At 69.6% G+C, this 16,276-nt stretch carries 14 protein-coding genes; 11 read left to right on the top strand and 3 right to left on the bottom strand.

The features are described 5' to 3' along the window. Positions 1–110 precede the first annotated feature (110 nt). Together ACFPZ3_RS07255 and ACFPZ3_RS07250 are read left to right on the top strand one after the other, a co-directional pair. On the top strand, positions 111–875 hold the full coding sequence (locus ACFPZ3_RS07255) for a class I SAM-dependent methyltransferase (RefSeq protein ID WP_379513173.1): 765 nt from the start codon (positions 111–113) through the stop codon (positions 873–875). 398 nt (positions 876–1,273) lie between these two features. Then, on the top strand, positions 1,274–1,636 hold the full coding sequence (locus ACFPZ3_RS07250; RefSeq protein ID WP_379513172.1) for a nuclear transport factor 2 family protein: 363 nt from the start codon (positions 1,274–1,276) through the stop codon (positions 1,634–1,636). Positions 1,637–1,893: 257 nt separating this feature from the next. On the opposite strand, the gene ACFPZ3_RS07245 is transcribed toward ACFPZ3_RS07250, so the two are convergent. Then, positions 1,894–2,097 (bottom strand): site-specific integrase, encoded by a 204-nt coding sequence (locus ACFPZ3_RS07245; protein ID WP_379513171.1) that lies wholly within the window; start codon positions 2,095–2,097, stop codon positions 1,894–1,896. Between the two features lie 464 nt (positions 2,098–2,561). After that, complete coding sequence (locus tag ACFPZ3_RS07240; protein ID WP_379513170.1) at positions 2,562–3,185, bottom strand: hypothetical protein; 624 nt, start codon at positions 3,183–3,185, stop codon at positions 2,562–2,564. A gap of 443 nt (positions 3,186–3,628) precedes the next feature. Between ACFPZ3_RS07240 and ACFPZ3_RS07235 the strand changes: the two genes are divergently transcribed. Then, complete coding sequence (locus ACFPZ3_RS07235) at positions 3,629–5,110, top strand: tetratricopeptide repeat protein (protein WP_379513169.1); 1,482 nt, start codon at positions 3,629–3,631, stop codon at positions 5,108–5,110. Further along, positions 5,107–7,569, top strand: a complete 2,463-nt coding sequence (locus tag ACFPZ3_RS07230; protein WP_379513168.1) for a CHAT domain-containing protein — start codon at positions 5,107–5,109, stop codon at positions 7,567–7,569. The genes ACFPZ3_RS07235 and ACFPZ3_RS07230 overlap by 4 nt, the downstream gene beginning before the upstream one ends. A gap of 27 nt (positions 7,570–7,596) precedes the next feature. On the opposite strand, the gene ACFPZ3_RS07225 is transcribed toward ACFPZ3_RS07230, so the two are convergent. Beyond that, positions 7,597–8,448, bottom strand: a complete 852-nt coding sequence (locus tag ACFPZ3_RS07225) for a phosphotransferase enzyme family protein (protein ID WP_379513167.1) — start codon at positions 8,446–8,448, stop codon at positions 7,597–7,599. A gap of 117 nt (positions 8,449–8,565) precedes the next feature. On the opposite strand from ACFPZ3_RS07225, the gene ACFPZ3_RS07220 reads away from it, so the two are divergent. From ACFPZ3_RS07220 to ACFPZ3_RS07190, 7 genes are all read left to right on the top strand, one after another. Next, positions 8,566–9,351 carry a GntR family transcriptional regulator gene (locus tag ACFPZ3_RS07220; protein ID WP_379513166.1) on the top strand — a complete coding sequence of 262 codons (786 nt, stop codon included), beginning with the start codon at positions 8,566–8,568 and terminating at the stop codon, positions 9,349–9,351. Positions 9,352–9,499: 148 nt separating this feature from the next. Continuing rightward, the gene (locus ACFPZ3_RS07215; protein WP_379513165.1) at positions 9,500–10,081 is read left to right on the top strand and encodes a glucose-6-phosphate isomerase family protein; all 582 of its coding nucleotides are present in this window, start codon (positions 9,500–9,502) and stop codon (positions 10,079–10,081) included. Positions 10,082–10,114: 33 nt separating this feature from the next. Further along, entirely contained in the window at positions 10,115–11,143 is a 1,029-nt protein-coding gene (locus ACFPZ3_RS07210) for an ABC transporter substrate-binding protein (protein ID WP_379513164.1), read from the top strand. 15 nt (positions 11,144–11,158) lie between these two features. After that, positions 11,159–12,703: a sugar ABC transporter ATP-binding protein gene (locus tag ACFPZ3_RS07205; protein ID WP_379513163.1), complete on the top strand. Its 1,545-nt coding sequence runs from the start codon at positions 11,159–11,161 to the stop codon at positions 12,701–12,703. Positions 12,704–12,705: 2 nt separating this feature from the next. Then, the gene (locus ACFPZ3_RS07200) at positions 12,706–13,791 is read left to right on the top strand and encodes an ABC transporter permease (RefSeq protein WP_379513162.1); all 1,086 of its coding nucleotides are present in this window, start codon (positions 12,706–12,708) and stop codon (positions 13,789–13,791) included. Continuing rightward, on the top strand, positions 13,788–15,290 hold the full coding sequence (xylB, locus tag ACFPZ3_RS07195; RefSeq protein ID WP_379513161.1) for a xylulokinase: 1,503 nt from the start codon (positions 13,788–13,790) through the stop codon (positions 15,288–15,290). The genes ACFPZ3_RS07200 and xylB overlap by 4 nt, the downstream gene beginning before the upstream one ends. Then, entirely contained in the window at positions 15,287–16,234 is a 948-nt protein-coding gene (locus tag ACFPZ3_RS07190; RefSeq protein ID WP_379513160.1) for an NAD(P)-dependent oxidoreductase, read from the top strand. Before xylB ends, ACFPZ3_RS07190 begins: the two co-directional genes overlap by 4 nt. Positions 16,235–16,276 lie beyond the last annotated feature (42 nt).

Genomic DNA, 16,276 nt, shown 5'->3' with positions numbered 1-16,276 from the left:
CTTCGGCTCGGCTCGATCTGCTGTCTTCGCTGGCGAGAGGGATGTTAGGCCGTTTGCATGCTTGATCCAGATCTGCCATATGTCTGTGCCGCCGAGACTGCTGGGCCAAAATGGCCCGCATGCCTACCAAGCCCGAAAATCAGGTTGAGACCGCACCGTCCTCCCCCAACAACGACTACGACAGGATGGCTGAGGGGTACGCGGCCGAGAACGAGACGAGCCTCCTGAACGCGTACTATGAGCGGCCCGCGATGCTGGAGCTTGCCGGGGATGTGGCCGGAAGGCGGATCCTCGACGCCGGCTGCGGCTCGGGTCCCCTGTTCTCCGCGCTGCGCGATCGGGGCGCCATCGTCACCGGCATCGACGCGAGTGCCGGGATGCTGGAGCTGGCCCGGCAGCGGCTGGGCGCCGACGCGGATTTGCAGGTCGCCGACCTGGCCGGCCCGCTGCCCTTCCCCAATGAGGCGTTTGACGACGTCATCGCGTCCCTGGTGCTGCACTACCTGGAAGACTGGGGGCCGACGCTGGCTGAGCTGAGACGCGTGCTGAAGCCTGGTGGCAGATTCCTCGTCTCGGTCGACCATCCTTTCAGCGTCGCTCTCTTTCAGCACATGGCTGGGGAAAAGCCCAAGTACTTCGAGACCCGCAGCCGGACCGAAGAATGGAACATGGGTGGGCAGACCGTCCAGATGAGGTTCTGGAGCCGGCCGCTGCATACGATGACCGAAGCCTTCACCGCGGCCGGCTTTCGCATCAGCGTCATCAGCGAACCGCCGTTTGCGCCGGAGGCCCGCGAGCTGTTTCCCGAGGAGCTCCGCGAGATCACCGGCACGAGGTTCCTGACCTTCCTGTTCTTCGTTCTAGAAGCCGACTAACGGCGGCGACTACGGGGTGCTGACCGGCGACTCCGGCGCGATGGTCGGCCTGGGGGTGCTGCTGAAGGAGCGGGGCGAGGTGGAGCAAGCGCGTACCTCGGCGACCCTGACGCGATAGAAGCTCTGCGCGAGATCGAGGGCAATTCTCAGTGATCGTTGAGGAGCCGCCCCGTTGTAGGGTCTCAGTCTTCGTGACATCTTGATCTTGCGTGACCTGCGGGTTTCCGCACTGTCTCACTGATGTGGCGGCCCACTTGTCTCACGATCATGGCGGTTTCCTCACCTGCGGGGACTGATGGTCAGGATCGGTCGATCGGAGTCCCTGGATAGGACTGCAACGATCAGCCGAGCGTGAACGTCCTGGCGCGGATACGGCGCTGGCTGGGAGGGTGGACCTCATGATGGAGGACTTGCGGGACGCCGAGCGCCGACTCCAGACCGCGCAGCTCGCTGGAGATGTCGAGGCGCTGGATCGGCTGCTGGATGATCGGCTGATCTTTACCTTCGGTGCGAACGTTGCGACCAAGGCGGACGATCTGGAGCTGCACCGCACTCGGGCGCAGGTGATGACGAAGGTGGCCGAGGAGGAGTTGACCGTGCTCGCCGATGGGCGCACCGGGGTGACGTGGTTTCTCGGCACCGTCGAAGGGACCATCTCCGGTGCGCCGTTCGCGGCCAGGATGCGCTACACCCGTACTTGGCTACACGGCGAGACGCACGGCTGGCGAATCATCGCCGTGCACGCCAGCACGACCGATTGACATAGCCGACACGTTGTCCGACGACCGGCCAGCCGGATGGTCGCCGACGAGGTTCGAGCGCCGCCGGGGGGCGGGCCGACGCTGGAAGCCAGGCTATCCCGGCAAGATCAAGGACTGGATCTTGGTATCCCAGCTCCGGCCCATGCACGAAAGGATCAAACCAGTACTCAGAGACACCCTCTCGCAGAAAGGCTGTCTCACCGATCTGGCACATGTGCCAGATCGGTGCCAAGATCGTTGAGACCCTACAGGACCGGCTACAGACCGCTGTCGCGCATCGGGTTGCGGGCCCACCGGTCGATGTCGCGGAGGTAGCCCAGCACCGTCCGGGACCCGTCGCGCCATCGCCCATGCCACCCGATCAGCAGCGCGTCCGCACCGCCCAGGTAGGCCCCAGTCGCGCCACCGGCGCGCAGACCGTGCGGCCGGATGCCCGCCCCGCCCGGCGCGCTCGGCGGCATCCGTCACGATGTTGTAGAGCGACTGCTCCGACAGCCGGTCGCCGATCCGGCCGGAGCGGTGGAAACGCCGGAACACCGCACCCGTGGTGATCTCCTGCTCGGCGAGCAGGCCGGTCCAGGCCCGCCAGGCCAGCACCGGACAGGTGCGCGGGTCACGGCCGTGGGGAAGCGCGACAAAGTGACCGGTCGCGGACTGGTCGTTCTTGGAGCGGCGCACCAGCACCTCCAGGCCGCACGTGACCTCGGCGACGTCGGCCAGGTTCAACGCGCACAGCTCGCCCCGGCGCGCCATCATCGCCCAGCCCAGCACCAGCACCAGGGCGTCCCGGGCCGCCGCGGCCGGCGAGCGCGGCGGCCGTCCGGGCGCGCCGGGCAGCGCGCACGCGGCCACCAGCTCCCGCAGTTGCGGCACCGACAGCGCCGTGGCGCGGGGGCCGGTGTTGGCGATCCCGGCGGCCGCGTCGTCAGGTCGCAAAGGACTCGCGAATCTGGATCTCCGTGATCGTCGCGATTCCCCCAACCGGTTTCTGCTCGTGCATGGTGATCTGGTCACCTGGGCTGAGGTGTCTCCAGTTCGCAGGGCTGAGCGGGCAAAGTCTGAGGTGGCCCTGCCCACCTGGTGGGACTTCGCGCGCGGACTCGACCCAGACGAAGCCGACGTGCAGGTCCGCAAGACCGTCGGGCAGGTCAGGGGATCCGATACCCCACATCGGCCGCAGTTGGCCGGCACCGGGGATCGGAAGTCGACGCCCTCCTGCTTCTGGGCTGATGAGTTGCAGATCGGCCCTAAGGAGAAGGCCGTTGCGGGTCTCGGTTGCCCGCCAGTGGCACCAAGCAGCGTCGTGCTTGAGCCACATCTGTTGAGCGGCGTCAGCGAGGAAGGTCCAATACTCGACCGGTTGCCAATGGATGCCGTCGAAGTCCTCGAGAACACCGAGCGCGACCTCCCATTCGTCATGACCCAGGTACTCGAGCACGTCCTGTGCCGACATTCCGACATCGCTTCTCACGTGCGCGGGGACCAGCGCCGCTGCGCGGCGAAGCAGCTCCGGAACGTCCATGGACAGATTCTCGATCACGTCCGTCATGGCGTGCCACGCAGTTTCGCCGGAGGGCGTGCATGAGCACCTCAACGAGGATCGAGTGGACCGAGGTCACCTGGAATCCGACGACCGGATGCGATCACTGCTATGCGCTGATGCTGGCCAAGCGGCTCAGGCGATTGAGGTGCCTATCAGATTCCGGACAGTCGGCTACATAAGCCGACAGAAGCCTGGAAGAGGTAGGTACGTGACGAGGCGTCGCAGGCAGTTCTCGCCGGAGTTCAAGGAAGAAGCTTCGAGTTTCTTGAGCGCTTCGCCGACTCCCTGCAAAGGCAGGGGCGCACAGATCTGGCCGGCGGAGTACGGTCAAGGCTGGAGCTCGTGCGTCAGCGCATGGATGCCGGCGTGGAGAAGGCAGCGGCCCAGCCTGAACTCACCCACGAGCAAGGCATGATGGAGCTGATTTCACGGCGATGGAATCCGAAGAGATGGCGGAGTCGGCGGAGATCCTGCGTGAGCACCCGGAACTGTTGACGGCCGAGGACGATGATGCCGTCGACAACCTCATCGCCACCGCACGCGCCCACGGTAACGCCGGCATGGTCGCCAAGCTAAAACAACTGCGATCGTTCATCGCCGGCATCCGGAATATGCGGAACGCACTCGGGTCCAGCACCCTCGATCCCGAGCAGCTCAGGATCCTGCCTGTCATGTTCGAGTTCATCCGGGCGGATTCTTGGAGCGCGTCACGCCGGATAGCCGAAGAGCATCCCGAGCTATTGGACAGTGCCGCTGACCGGCTTGTGGCGCGGTTCGTTCAGGCTGCCGAGTCGCGGGGTGACGGTTCCGCCGAGGTCTTCGCCACGCATCGGCGGATACTGCGGCGCGCTCGCGAGGTGGGAATACCGCAGGCGTTCAACGAGGTGGGGCACGGCGGCGAACGGACCGCCGTGGCGAAGATCATGGAGATGGTGCGCGAGTCGCAGGAGGAGATGGCGGAGCTCGGCGCCCCGCCGGAGGCCCGGATCTCCGTTCTCGGACGGACCGCGATCATGTTGATGAAGCGCCATGGCGAGTCCGACGCCATCGACGCCGCGATCGAGTGCTGGCATGGCGTGGTGGACGCCGCAGATCCGAAGTCCGGCGACTATCCCTTCCACCTCAACAACCTCAGCGACGCGCTCACCACTCGTTACGCCATCACCGAGGACCTGGCCGACCTGCGGGAGGCCCTTGACGTCAGCCGGCGAGCACTGGCCGGCGCCCCGGAAGGGTTGGTGGACAGGCCCGGTCTCATGACGACCGTCGGCAACGTGCTCACCGATCTTCATGCGCACACCGGCGACCGCGCCTACCTCGATGAGGCGGTGACCGTGTACCGCGCTTCCGTCGAGGCGGCGGACGACAGAGCTGACAATCTCGCGGGGCTACTGGGGAACCTCTCCCAAGGGCTGAGGAGACGCTTCGATCTCGCCGGCGATGCCGCCGACCTCACCGCGACCATCGACGCGTTGCGGCGGGCGACAGCAGTGGCCACCGCCCGCGAACCGCTGCTGATCGATCTCAGCAACAATCTCGCGGTGGCACTTCGCGACAGGTTCGACCTGTCCGGCGACATCGCGGATGTGGACGAGGCGATCGCCGTCCACGAGCGGACCCTTCCCGAGGTCACGACAAGAGAAGATCTGTGGCTTCAGCTGAGTGGCTACGGAATTGCCTGGCAACGTAAGTACGAATCGTCCCGGGACCCGCTGAGCCTGGAGCAGGCGATCACGGCGTTCCGGCGCGCCGTGGCGACGACGACGAACACACTCCAGCTCACCGACAGCCTGGAGAGGCTCGGAAGCGCCCTGCGGGACCGGTTCAGGCTCTCGCGGGAACTGGACGACCTGAACGCGGCAGTGGATGCGTTCGACAAAGCCGTGGGGCCGCTCCGCTGGAGCACGCCGTGGTGCCGAACCTGCTCATGAGACTCGGGACCATCTTGTCCGATCGCTACAACCGCACCGGAGCGATCGCCGACGCGGAGGCGGCCTTGGACGCCCAGCAGCGTGCGGTCGCCGCGACGCCGCGCGATTCGGCGGACTGGCCGGGGCAGCTGACCGGGTTGGGGAACCGGTATCTCGACCGATGGAAGGCGACCGGCATCGGGGAGGACCTGAACTTCGCGGTCGACTGGCATGAGCGGGCGGTGCGAGCCACACCGGCCGATTCGAGTGAGCTGGCGGCGCATCTGGCCAACTGGGGCGTGAGCCTCCGCAATCGCCACACCGCGACCGGCGACCCCGGCGATCTCGATCTTGCGATAAGCGCGCACGCCCGGGCGGTATCGGCGACCCCGGCGGGCTCGAAAGACCTCGCGGGGCACTTGGCGGGCTGGGCCGCCGTGCTCAACACCCGGCACCAGCGGACGGGTGACCTCGCGGATCTGGACCGGGCGATAGACACGTTCAGCCAGGCCGCGGCAGCGCGGGTGGACACCTCCGGCCCGATGACACGAGCGGCCGCCGGTGGGTTCTCAGCAGAGACACACACGACCGTCTTGACCGGCTGGGGCACCTGCCTGCGTCAGCGATACATGAACACGCGTGATCGAGCCGACCTGGAGCAGGCGATCAGTCTGTGCGAAGAGGCGGTGGCGAACACTGCGCCGAAGTCAGCGGATCGTGTGGAACGGCTCTCACATCTGGCCGGCTGCCTCGTTGATCGTTCCGAACTGGACGGGAACAGCGCCGACCTCACCCGTGCCATCGGCCTCTACCGCGAAGCGCACGAATCCTCGCACTCCGCTGACCGCTGGGGCACCGGGGTCGCTCTCGCGGACACCTTACTGAAGCAGGACAGCCTCAGCGACGAGGAGGCCCGGGAATGCGTCGCCCTCTGCGAGGAAGCGGTCAGCAATACCCACGAGGGTTCACCCCTGCTCCCGAGCTTCCTGGGCGCACTGGCCAATGCCCTGCGCCGAGGAGGAAGGGCAGCCGACGAGCCGGCGGCAACTGGCCACTACCGCCGATGTTGTCAGCTCGGGCTCCGCTCCTCGCCGAGGACAGTGCTGGCCACCGCGAACCTCTGGGGCGGCTGGGCCACGGAACGCGGTCAGTGGCACGAGGCCACAGAGGCCTATCAGTACGGCATGGACGCATTGCAGGCGATGGTCGGCCGGCAGTTGTCGCGGTCCGACAAGGAGACCTGGCTCACCGGGACACGGCGGTTCGCGGCCGGGCTGGCGTATGCCCGGGTGATGACCGGCGACCTGGACGGCGCGGTCGGCGCGCTGGAACAGGGACGGGCGAGGCTCCTCGCAGAGGCGCTCCAACGCCCGATGAGCGAGCCGGCCGCGCGACAGCCGGGCACGGCGACCGACCAGGAAGCCGATACGACATCGATCGCCTATGTCGCCGCCGCGATTCCGGGCGGCGTCGCCCTGATCGTGCGACCGGACGCGCCCGTGTCGCACGTGCTGCTGCCCGCGCTGAAGTCTGAAGCACTCCGCGAACGCACCCATCGGCACGCCAAGGCGTATGCCGAATACCTGTCCGCCGGCGAATTGGAGCGGTGGGAGGCGGAGCTGGACGACCTGGGCCACTGGTTGTGGGCCACGGTCATGGGCGACGTCCTGGCGACCCTGCCGTCCGGAGCGGCGGAGCTGGTCCTCATCCCGTGCGGGTATCTCGGCCTGCTGCCGCTGCACGCCGCCTGGACCGAGGATCCAGCGGCGCCCCATGGCAGGCGGTACGCGCTCGACGACGTCCGCATCTCCTACAGCGCCAACACCCGCGCGCGGGAGGCCGCCCGTCAGATGGCCGCCCGCACGAGCCCCGACTCGATGCTGATCGTCGAGGATCCGGACGCGCAGAGCGCCGATCCGATGGCTGGGGCGACCCGCGAAGTGAGTGAGGTGGCCGAGCTGTTCGCCCGCTCGGGGCCGCTCCGGGACAGCGACCCGATCGCCCTGATACGCAGGGAGGCCGCCACCCGTGACACGGTGATGGCCGCGCTGGACCGGTACAGCGTCCTGCACCTGTGCTGTCACGGAACCGCCAAGCAGAGCGACCCCCTGCGCGGCGGCCTGCTGATGGCCGAGGACGACATTCTGACCGTCCAGGACGTCATGAGACGACGACGGACACCCGCGCGCCTCGCGGTCCTGCCGGCGTGCGAATCGGCGATGATGGGCGCCGAACTGCCGGACGAGGTCGTGAGTCTGCCTACAGGACTCATCGAAGCCGGGGTGGCGGGCGCTGTCGGGTCGCTCTGGGCCGTGCAGGGCCCTGCCGTCGCGAAGCTCGTCACGTACTTCTACCGGTTCTGGCGCGACGAAGGCCTGGAGCCGTGTGAGGCCCTGCGCCAGGCACAGCGGAAGTTCCGGGACAGAAGCCACGTCCCGCACCCGAGCGTGTGGTCGGCGATGACCTACACGGGGGCGTGATCCGGGTGTGTCCAGCGGCAGCCGGGATCAGCCATGGATATCCAGGCCGTCGCGATCGAGCGCTGCCCGGATCTGGCCGAGCCACTCCGCCGCCAGCCGGCGCCCGTCGGGGAGTTGGTCGTCCCGGTCCCAGCGCCACATCGTGACCATCGCCAGCATGAGGATCCGGCATTCGCGCAGCAAGCCTTGATCGGCACCCGGATAGTGCTCGCCGACTTCATCCGGCGCATGGGCGAGGTCGAATTCGACAGGCCCACGGCAGCACGTCTCGAAGTCTATGAACAGCAGCCCGCTCTTCGTGCTGAGCAGGTTGCCCGGGTGCGGCTCGCCGTGCAGGACCTGCTCGGCGCCGCCGCGCTCGCCGATCGATCGCCTCAGGCTTCGTAACGTGCCGCCGAGGAGCTCCCTGTCGGCGTCGGCGAGCTCCGGAGTGCGGTCGCGGCTTGCCACGAGTTGCTGGGCCTCCTCGACCCGGTCCGTGAAGTGCGGCGTGGGGACATCGAGCTTGCGCATGCCGTCATGCAGCCGCCCGAGCGCATGGGCGTAGTCGGCTGGTGGGACTTCTCCAGGCGTCGCGGGTTCGTAGAAGGTCCACAGCGTGACCGCGAAGCCGTCACGCTCGTAGACGCGGGGCTCGACTCGAGGCTCAAGAGCAGCCACCGGGCTCCCGGTTTCGGCGAGCCGTTGAGCGAGCTCGAGTTCGAACTGTGCGACCTGCTGAGCCACAGGCGCCACCCGGGCCAGGACGTCACAAGGCAGCAGACGCAGCGCGAGCTTGTTCGAGTTATGAAGAACGACCGCGTCGTCGGCTGTCAGACCAAGTGATGAGGCGATCGACATGGCCGCGGCCACCGCCCGCGTGAACTCCGACGCCTGCATCGATGCCCGGCCCCTCTCCCTCGCGCTGTCGTGCTCTCCAAGCGGTGCGGACTGAGCCACGGTGCCACGTCGCTCAGTCGACAACTTGTGAGCTGTTAGTTGTTATCCTGTCATATCATGTCGCCCTCGATCGACCGGTCGTCTCCGGTGCCGTTCTACTACCAGCTGAAGCTGATCCTGCTAGAGGAGATCGGCACGCGTGGCATGCGCCCGGGCGACCGGCTGCCCGGGGACCACGACCTGTGCGCCACCTACGAGGTCTCGCGCACGGTCGTCCGGCAGACGCTGGCCGAGCTGGAATACGAGGGCGTGATCGACCGGGTCAAGGGCCGCGGCACGTTCATCGCCGAGCCCAAGACGTCCGAGGGGCTCGTGCAGTCGCTGACCGGCCTGTTCGAGGATGTGGCCGCGCGCGGGTCCCACCTGCGCAGCGAGGTGCGCAAGCTGGCCAAGGTTCCCGCGGATCCGCAGGTCGCGGCCCAGCTGCAGATCGAGCCCGGCACCGAGGTGATAGCCATCGAGCGGCTCCGGTTCGTCGACGGCGAGCCCTGGGTCCTGACGCTCACCCACATCCCGTACGACCTGTCCCCCGGCCTGCTCGACGACGATCTCACCGACCAGTCCCTGTATGCCCTGCTGGAGGAGAAGTACCAGGTCAAGCTGGTACGCGGGCACCGCTCCGTGGAGGCTTCGATCGCATCGGCCCCGCTGGCCCGCAGCCTCGGCATCAAGCGCGGCGATCCGGTGCTCGTGCTGCGCAGCGTGAGCGTCGGGGAAGCGAGCAGGCCGGTGGAGGCGTTCGTCGCCTTTCACCGTGGCGATCGCAGCCGGTTCGAGGTCGAGCTGACCCGCGAGGGCTCGGCCGCGTCCCCGTCCCGGCCCCTGATGATCGTCGTCGATTGACCTGCGGCGATCCGTCCGCCGGGGCCTGATCCAGGAAGGAAAACCGCGGGCCGGCCACCTGTGATCGGAGGTGGCTCGGGGGTTGAAGTCCTGTCATTACAGGATTACTATTCCGGCAATCTTCCTGGCACCGGAGGGAACAGGTCTTGTGACTGCGTACGCCATCCCGCCCATCGACCCGCTGCGGATCTCCTTCTCCGCCGCTCACGGAACCATGACACCCGAAGGCCCGCTGCTGACCCGCCGCATGTCGGACGTGGCAGGGCTGTTCGCCGATGAGGACGCGCGCAGGCGCGCCGCCGACGGCGACGATCCGGTGGTCTACACGGTGGCGGCATCCCCGGTGCCGGAAGCCGCCGGGGAGCTGCCTCAGTCGCTCACCACGATCCTCCCTGGCGCGGTGAGCGGGGAGTTCCACATGACCAAGGGCCACATGCACCCGGATCCCCAGGGTGAGATCTACCTCGGCCTCTCCGGGCGCGGCGGTGTGCTCATGTACGACGGCACGCGCACCGAGTGGATCGAGATGGAGCCCGGCATGATCGGCTACATCCCGCCCGGCTGGGCGCACCGCAGTGTCAACGTCGGCGACGAGCCGTACCGGTTCCTGGCCGTCTACCCCGGTTCCGCGGGCCACGACTACGGCTGGGTCGTCGAGCACGGCATGGGCCGCCGGGTCTACCGCGACGGCGCCTCCTACACTCTCGCCCCCTTCTCCGCGGCCGGCTGACCCCCACGGCGGGCCCGCACAAAGGAGCAGCCCATGGCACGCTTCAGGTACGTCTCCCCAGGCCTGGCCGGCTTCGCCGCCGTGCTCACGCTGGCCGCCGGCGTGGTGGCGGGCAAGGCCGCGTTCGGGGGCGAGGCCTCCTCGTCGAGACCGGTCACCGCAGGCGTCTCCGGCGCCAAGATCGACGTGATCGTCAAGGCCACCGAGTCGGAGTTCTGGCAGTCGATGCTGGCGGGCGCCAAGAAGGCCGGCGCCGATCTGGGCGTCGACCTGCACTTGACCGGCCCCACCTCCGAGACCGACATCGAGCCGCAGGTGCGGCTGGTGGAGGACTCGATCGCCCGCGGCTCCCAGGCGATCGTGCTCGCCCCCAACTCCTCGACCGCGCTGAACGACGTGATCGACCGAGCCCGCCAGGCAGGGGTCAAGGTGATCGTGGTGGACAACGCGGTGACCACCAAGTCGGAGGGCTTCATCGGCACCGACAACATCAAGGCCGGCCAGCAGGCCGGTGAACGCATGTGCGAGTTGATGACCAAGCAGGGCAAGGCCGACGGCAAGATCCTGCACGAGTCCGCCGCGTCCGGGCAGCAGGTGCTGGTCGACCGGTTCGACGGCTTCAAGAAGGGCCTTGCCGGCAAGTGCCCGGACGCCACCGTCAAGCAGACGCTGGTCAACGACAACGACCTCAACAAGGCGGTCAGCCAGGTCGCCGACGCGATCAGCAGCGACCCCGGCCTGGCCGGCGTGTTCGCGGACAACAACACCTCGGGCACCGGCGCGGCCCGTGCGGTCGGTGAGAAGAACGCCAAGGACCTCGCGGTCGTCGCGTTCGACTCCGACCCGGCCGAGGTCAGCGCGGTCAAGCAGGGCACGCTTGACGGCATCCTGGTGCAGAACCCGTTCTTCTTCGGCTTCCAGGGCGTGGTCGAGGCGGCGATGGCCGTACGGGGCACCGTGCCTCCGGTGGCACTCGACCCCGGCGCCGTACTCATCGACTCCGGGAACGTCGAGGCGCCCGAGCTGCGGTCGCTGCTCAACCCGCCGAAGACCACCGGCTGAGGCGGGAGGTGACCGATGGACGGCAAGGCCACGACACCCGTCGTCGCGCTGCGCGGGGTCGGCAAGACCTACGGACGGGTCGTCGCGCTGCGCGGCGTCGATCTCGACCTGTACGCCGGCGAGGTGCACTGCCTGGCCGGGGAGAACGGCGCCGGTAAGTCGACCCTGATCAAGGTGCTGACCGGCGCGGTGGCCCGCGACGGCGGCTCGTATGCGATCAACGGCGCCGATCAGGCGGTGAGCCTGTCTCCCGCGCAGGCCCGCGAGGCCGGCGCCGGCGCGGTGTATCAGGAGCTCAGCCTGCTGCCCGAGCTGAGCGTCGGCGACAACATGCTGATGGGCCGCTTCCCGAGCAGGGGCGGCCTGCTGCGGCGCGCGGCCGGCCGCGCGCAGGCCCGCGCCCACCTGGAGCGGGTCGGGCTCGGCCGCCTCGACCTCGGCACGCCCGTCGGCGAGCTGCCCACCGCGACCCGCCAGCTGGTGGAGATCGCGCGGGTGCTCGGCCTGGACGCCAGGCTGGTGATCTTCGATGAGCCCACCACGGCGCTGGCGGAGGCGGAGGCCGAAGCTCTCCTGCGGCGCATCGGCGAACTGCGCGACGAGGGCATCGCGGTGCTGTACGTCACGCACCGCATCGAGGAGATGTTCGCGATCGGCGACAAGGTCACCGTTTTGCGCGACGGCCGGCTCGTGGAGACCAGGCCGATGGCAGGACACACACCTGACACGCTGGTCGAGCAGATGGTCGGCCGCCCGGTGGAGAACCTCTATCCGGGCGCGCGGCCGGAGACCGGCACGCCCCGGCTCGAGGTCAGGGGCCTGCGGGTACGCGGCGCCCCGGCACCGGCCGATCTCACGGTTCGTCGAGGTGAGATCGTCGGGCTCGCCGGGCTGCTCGGCTCGGGCCGCTCGGAGTTCGTCCGCGCGGTTTTCGGCGCCGACCCCGCCGACGGCGGCGAGGTGCTCGTCGACGGCGCCCACGTGCCGCTGGGCTCGCCGCGGGCGGCCGCGCGCGGCGGCATCGGGCTGCTCACCGAGGACCGCCAGGAGTCGGGGCTGCTGCCCGAGCTGTCCATCAGGGAGAACATCGCCCTGGCCGGCTACCGCACCGTGAGCCGCCGGAGCCTGCTGACCCGCTCGCGGGTCGACGCGCACGTGACGGCCGCGGTCAAGGGCCTGACGATCAAGTTCGCGGACCTGGACGACCCGGTGACCTCTCTGTCCGGCGGCAATCAGCAGAAGGTGCTGCTGGCGCGCTGGCTCGGGCTCGGCGCCAAGGTGTTGCTGCTCGACGAGCCCACCAAGGGTGTCGACGTCGGCGCCAAGGCCGACATCTATCAGATCGTGGCCGAGATGGCGCGCGACGGGCTGTCCGTGGTCGTCGTCTCGTCCTACCTGCCCGAGCTGCTCGGGCTGTGTGACCGCATCGTGGTCGTACGCGAGGGCCGGTTCGTCGGCGACCTGCCCGCGGGCGAGGCCACCGAGGAGGAGATCCTGCGGCTGGCCAGCCTGAACGCGGCCGGCGGCACCGCTGAGACCGCCGCGGCGAGCGAGGAGTGAAGATGGCGACATCGAAGGCGGCCGGGAACGACGACAGAGGCGGGGTGAAGACCGAGCCGCGGCCTGAGGAGATCCTCGGCATGCGCGACGTCCTCGGCCGCGAGCTGAACGGCGTTCCCGTGCTGGTGCTGATCGCGCTCGCGCTCAGCTTGTTCACGGACACATTCCTGACCAGTACGAACATGGACAACCTGGGCCGCCAGGTGTCCATCTACGCGATCATCGCGATCGGCCAGCTGCTGGTGATCTTGACCGGCGGCATCGACCTGTCCGTCGGGTCGGTGGTCGGCCTGTCCGGGGTGATCGCCGCGCTCGCCGTGTTCGAGACGACCGGCGGCGGATCGGTGGCGCTCGCCATCGTGCTCGCGCTGCTCGCGGGCGCCGCGACCGGGGCGATCAGCGGGTTGCTCGTGGCGCTGGTCAGGATGCCGCCGTTCATCGTGACGCTCGGCTTCATGGGCATCGCGCGCGGCCTCACGCTGCTGCTCACCGGCGGCCGCACGGTGCAGCCGCTGCCCGACGGCTTCGCCGAGATCGCCGGCGGCGAGACCCTGGGCATCGCGAACCTGATCTGGATCACGCTGATCGTGACCGCGCTCGTCTGGTTCGCGCTGCGCCGTACGGTCTGGGGCCGCTACGTCTACGCGGTCGGCTCCAACAAGGAGTCGGCCAGGCTGGCCGGCGTGCCGGTACGGTCCGTGCAGGTCAGCGTCTATGCGCTGTCCGGCACGCTGGCCGCGCTCGGCGGCGTGTTGCTGGCCTCACGGCTCAGCAACGGCGTGCCGACCGCGGGCACCGGCTACGAGCTGCAGGCGATCGCGGCCTGCGTGATCGGCGGGGCGAGCCTGTTCGGCGCGCGCGGCACGGCGCTCGGCACGCTGCTCGGCGCGCTCATCGTCGGCATGCTGAACAACGGCGGCACGCTGCTCGGCATCGACCCGTTCTACCTGCAGATCGCGATCGGCGCGCTGATCCTCGCCGCGGTCGCCGTCGACCAGTTGCAGGGCCGCGGCAGACGGCGCGCGGCCGAACCATCCGAATCGCCGGGATCCACGCCCGCGCCCGCCGCGACCGGAGGCACCGCGTGATCATCGCGCACGACCTCGGCACGACGGGCGACAAGGCCTCCCTGCACGATGCGCAGGGGCGCCTGGTCGCCGCCGTCACGGTCACGTACGACACCCGCTACGGCACCGGTGGCGTGGTCGAGCAGGACCCGCATGACTGGTGGCGCGCGGTCGGAGAGGCCACGCGGCGGCTGCTCGCCGAGACGGGAACCAGCCCCTCGGCCGTGCGCGTGGTCGGGCTGTCCGGGCAGATGATGGGCGCGGTGCTGCTCGACGCGGCGTACGAGCCGGTACGCCCGGCGCTCATCTGGGCCGACACCCGCAGCGGCGAGCAATGTGAGCGGGTCGCGGCGGCGGTCGGTGACGATCGGGCGTACGCGCTGACCGGGCACCGGCTCAACCCCACCTACAGCCTGCACAAGGTGGCATGGGTGCGCGAGCACGAGCCAGAGGTGTTCGCGCGGATCGCGCACGTGTGCCTGGCCAAGGACTTCGTCGTGCAGCGGCTGACCGGGCGGCTGGTCACCGACCCGTCCGACGCGTCGGGCACCAACGCCTACGACCAGACGGCGGGTGTCTGGTCCGCGGAGCTGCTCGCGGCGGCCGGGATCGACCCGGCGCTGCTGCCGGAGATCGTGCCGTCGACCTCGATCGTCGGTACGGTCACCGCCGCGGCGGCCGCGGTCACCGGGCTCCGGCCGGGCACCCCGGTGGTGGCCGGCGGCGGCGACGGGCCGATCGCCGCGGTCGGCGCGGGCGTGGTGAGCCCGGCCGACGGCGCCTACGTCTACCTCGGGTCCTCTTCGTGGATCTCGCTGGCCTCCGAGGCGCCGCTGCTCGACCCGGGCAAACGCACGATGACCTTCGACCATGTGGTGCCCGGACTTTACGTGCCGACGGCGACCATGCAGGCCGGCGGCGGCTCGCTGGCGTGGATCAGTGAGGTGCTGCGGCCCGGCGCGGACGAGGAGCGGTTCCGCTCGCTGGTCGCGGCCGCCGGCACCGCGCAGGCCTCCGGCGAAGGGCTCTACTTCCTGCCGCACCTGCTGGGCGAGCGCTCGCCGTACTGGGATCCCGAGACACGGGGCGCCTTCCTCGGTGTCTCCCGGCACCACGGGCCGGCGCATCTCACTCGCGCGGTGCTCGAAGGGGTCGCCTTCAACCTGTACACGTGCCTGCTCGCGCTCCGCGAGGCCGGAGCGTCCGTGGACGCGGTCGACGCGATCGGCGGCGGCGCGGCCTCCGACGTGTGGCTGGGCATCCTCGCCGACGTGTGGGGCGTGCCGGTGCGGCGCCGCACCATCGCCGAGGAGGCGGGCAGCCTCGGCGCGGCGGTGACCGCGGGCGTGGGCGCGGGCGTGCTCGGCTCGTTCGCGGTGGCCGGCACGCTGTCGCAGGTCACCGCCGAGTTCGAGCCCGACTCCCAGCGCCATGAAGCCTACGTACGACGCCACGCCGTCTTCCGCGACGCCTACGACCGCCTGGAGTCCTGGCACCGGGCCGCGAGGGAGGCCCGGTGACCGAGGCACTGAAGGTCGTGGTGACCTCGCGGTCGTTCGGGTCCGGGGCGCGGAACGTGGCCGGTGAGCTGGCGGCGGCCGGGGCGCAGGTCGTACGCGGTCCCGTCACGCACGAACTCGGCGAGCTCCGGCCGCTGCTCGCCGGAGCCGACGGGTGGATCGCGGGCACCGGGCCGATCACCGAGGCCCATCTGGCCGCCGCGCCGAGGCTGCGCGTGATCGCCAGGTACGGGGTCGGCGTCGACTCCGTCGACCTGGTCACGGCCGCGCGGCACGGCGTGACCGTCACGAACACGCCCGGCGCCAACACCGACGCCGTCGCCGACCTGGCATTGGCACTGCTGCTCAGCGCGCTACGCGGCGTCACCGAAGGCGATCGCCGGGTGCGGGCCGGCCTCTGGACGCCCATCCGCGGCCGGGAGATCGCCTCACTGCGCGTCGGCGTCGCCGGCCTCGGCCGCATCGGCCGGGCGTTCGCCCGCCGGGCATCCGCGCTCGGCTGTGAGGTGGTGGGGCACGACCCGTACGCGTCGCCCGGCGACATTCCGTGCCTGCCGCTCGCGGAGCTGGCCACCTGCGACGTCGTCTCCCTGCACGCGCCCGGCGGGGCCACGCTGATCGACGAGCGGTGGCTCGCGACCGTACGCCCCGGGCTCGTGCTCATCAACACGGCCAGGGCCGACCTCGTCAGCGAGGCCGACATCGCCGCGGCCCTGCACGACGGGCGGCTCGGCGCGTACGCGGCCGACATGCTCACCACCGAATCCGGCGGCGCGTCGCCGCTGCTCGACCCGGAGCTGGCCGGCCGGGTCACCCTCACCCCGCACATCGGGGCGCAGACGGTGGAGGCCATCGACAAGATGGGGGCCGCGGCCGCGGCCGACGTGCTGGCCGTTCTCGCCGGCAGGCTCCCGCGCAACCCAGTCTCCGCGGAGGGAAATTGAGCACCGTCAACCTTGCCGACCCGCGCGCCCGCGCGTCCATGA

It is taken from the genome of Nonomuraea insulae (assembly GCF_042656245.1).
The sequence above is the reverse complement of the archived record's forward strand: the minus strand, read 5'-3'. Positions and strand labels throughout refer to the sequence as shown.

Excerpts from the sequence above, each read along its gene's own strand:
- ACFPZ3_RS07255 (WP_379513173.1), top strand. The coding sequence starts at position 111 with ATGGCCCGCATGCCTACCAAGCCCGAAAATCAGGTTGAGACCGCACCG.
- ACFPZ3_RS07250 (WP_379513172.1), top strand. The coding sequence starts at position 1,274 with ATGATGGAGGACTTGCGGGACGCCGAGCGCCGACTCCAGACCGCGCAG.
- ACFPZ3_RS07245 (WP_379513171.1), bottom strand. The coding sequence starts at position 2,097 with ATGCCGCCGAGCGCGCCGGGCGGGGCGGGCATCCGGCCGCACGGTCTG.
- ACFPZ3_RS07240 (WP_379513170.1), bottom strand. The coding sequence starts at position 3,185 with ATGACGGACGTGATCGAGAATCTGTCCATGGACGTTCCGGAGCTGCTT.
- ACFPZ3_RS07235 (WP_379513169.1), top strand. The coding sequence starts at position 3,629 with ATGGCGGAGTCGGCGGAGATCCTGCGTGAGCACCCGGAACTGTTGACG.
- ACFPZ3_RS07230 (WP_379513168.1), top strand. The coding sequence starts at position 5,107 with ATGAGACTCGGGACCATCTTGTCCGATCGCTACAACCGCACCGGAGCG.
- ACFPZ3_RS07225 (WP_379513167.1), bottom strand. The coding sequence starts at position 8,448 with ATGCAGGCGTCGGAGTTCACGCGGGCGGTGGCCGCGGCCATGTCGATC.
- ACFPZ3_RS07220 (WP_379513166.1), top strand. The coding sequence starts at position 8,566 with ATGTCGCCCTCGATCGACCGGTCGTCTCCGGTGCCGTTCTACTACCAG.
- ACFPZ3_RS07210 (WP_379513164.1), top strand. The coding sequence starts at position 10,115 with ATGGCACGCTTCAGGTACGTCTCCCCAGGCCTGGCCGGCTTCGCCGCC.
- ACFPZ3_RS07205 (WP_379513163.1), top strand. The coding sequence starts at position 11,159 with ATGGACGGCAAGGCCACGACACCCGTCGTCGCGCTGCGCGGGGTCGGC.
- ACFPZ3_RS07200 (WP_379513162.1), top strand. The coding sequence starts at position 12,706 with ATGGCGACATCGAAGGCGGCCGGGAACGACGACAGAGGCGGGGTGAAG.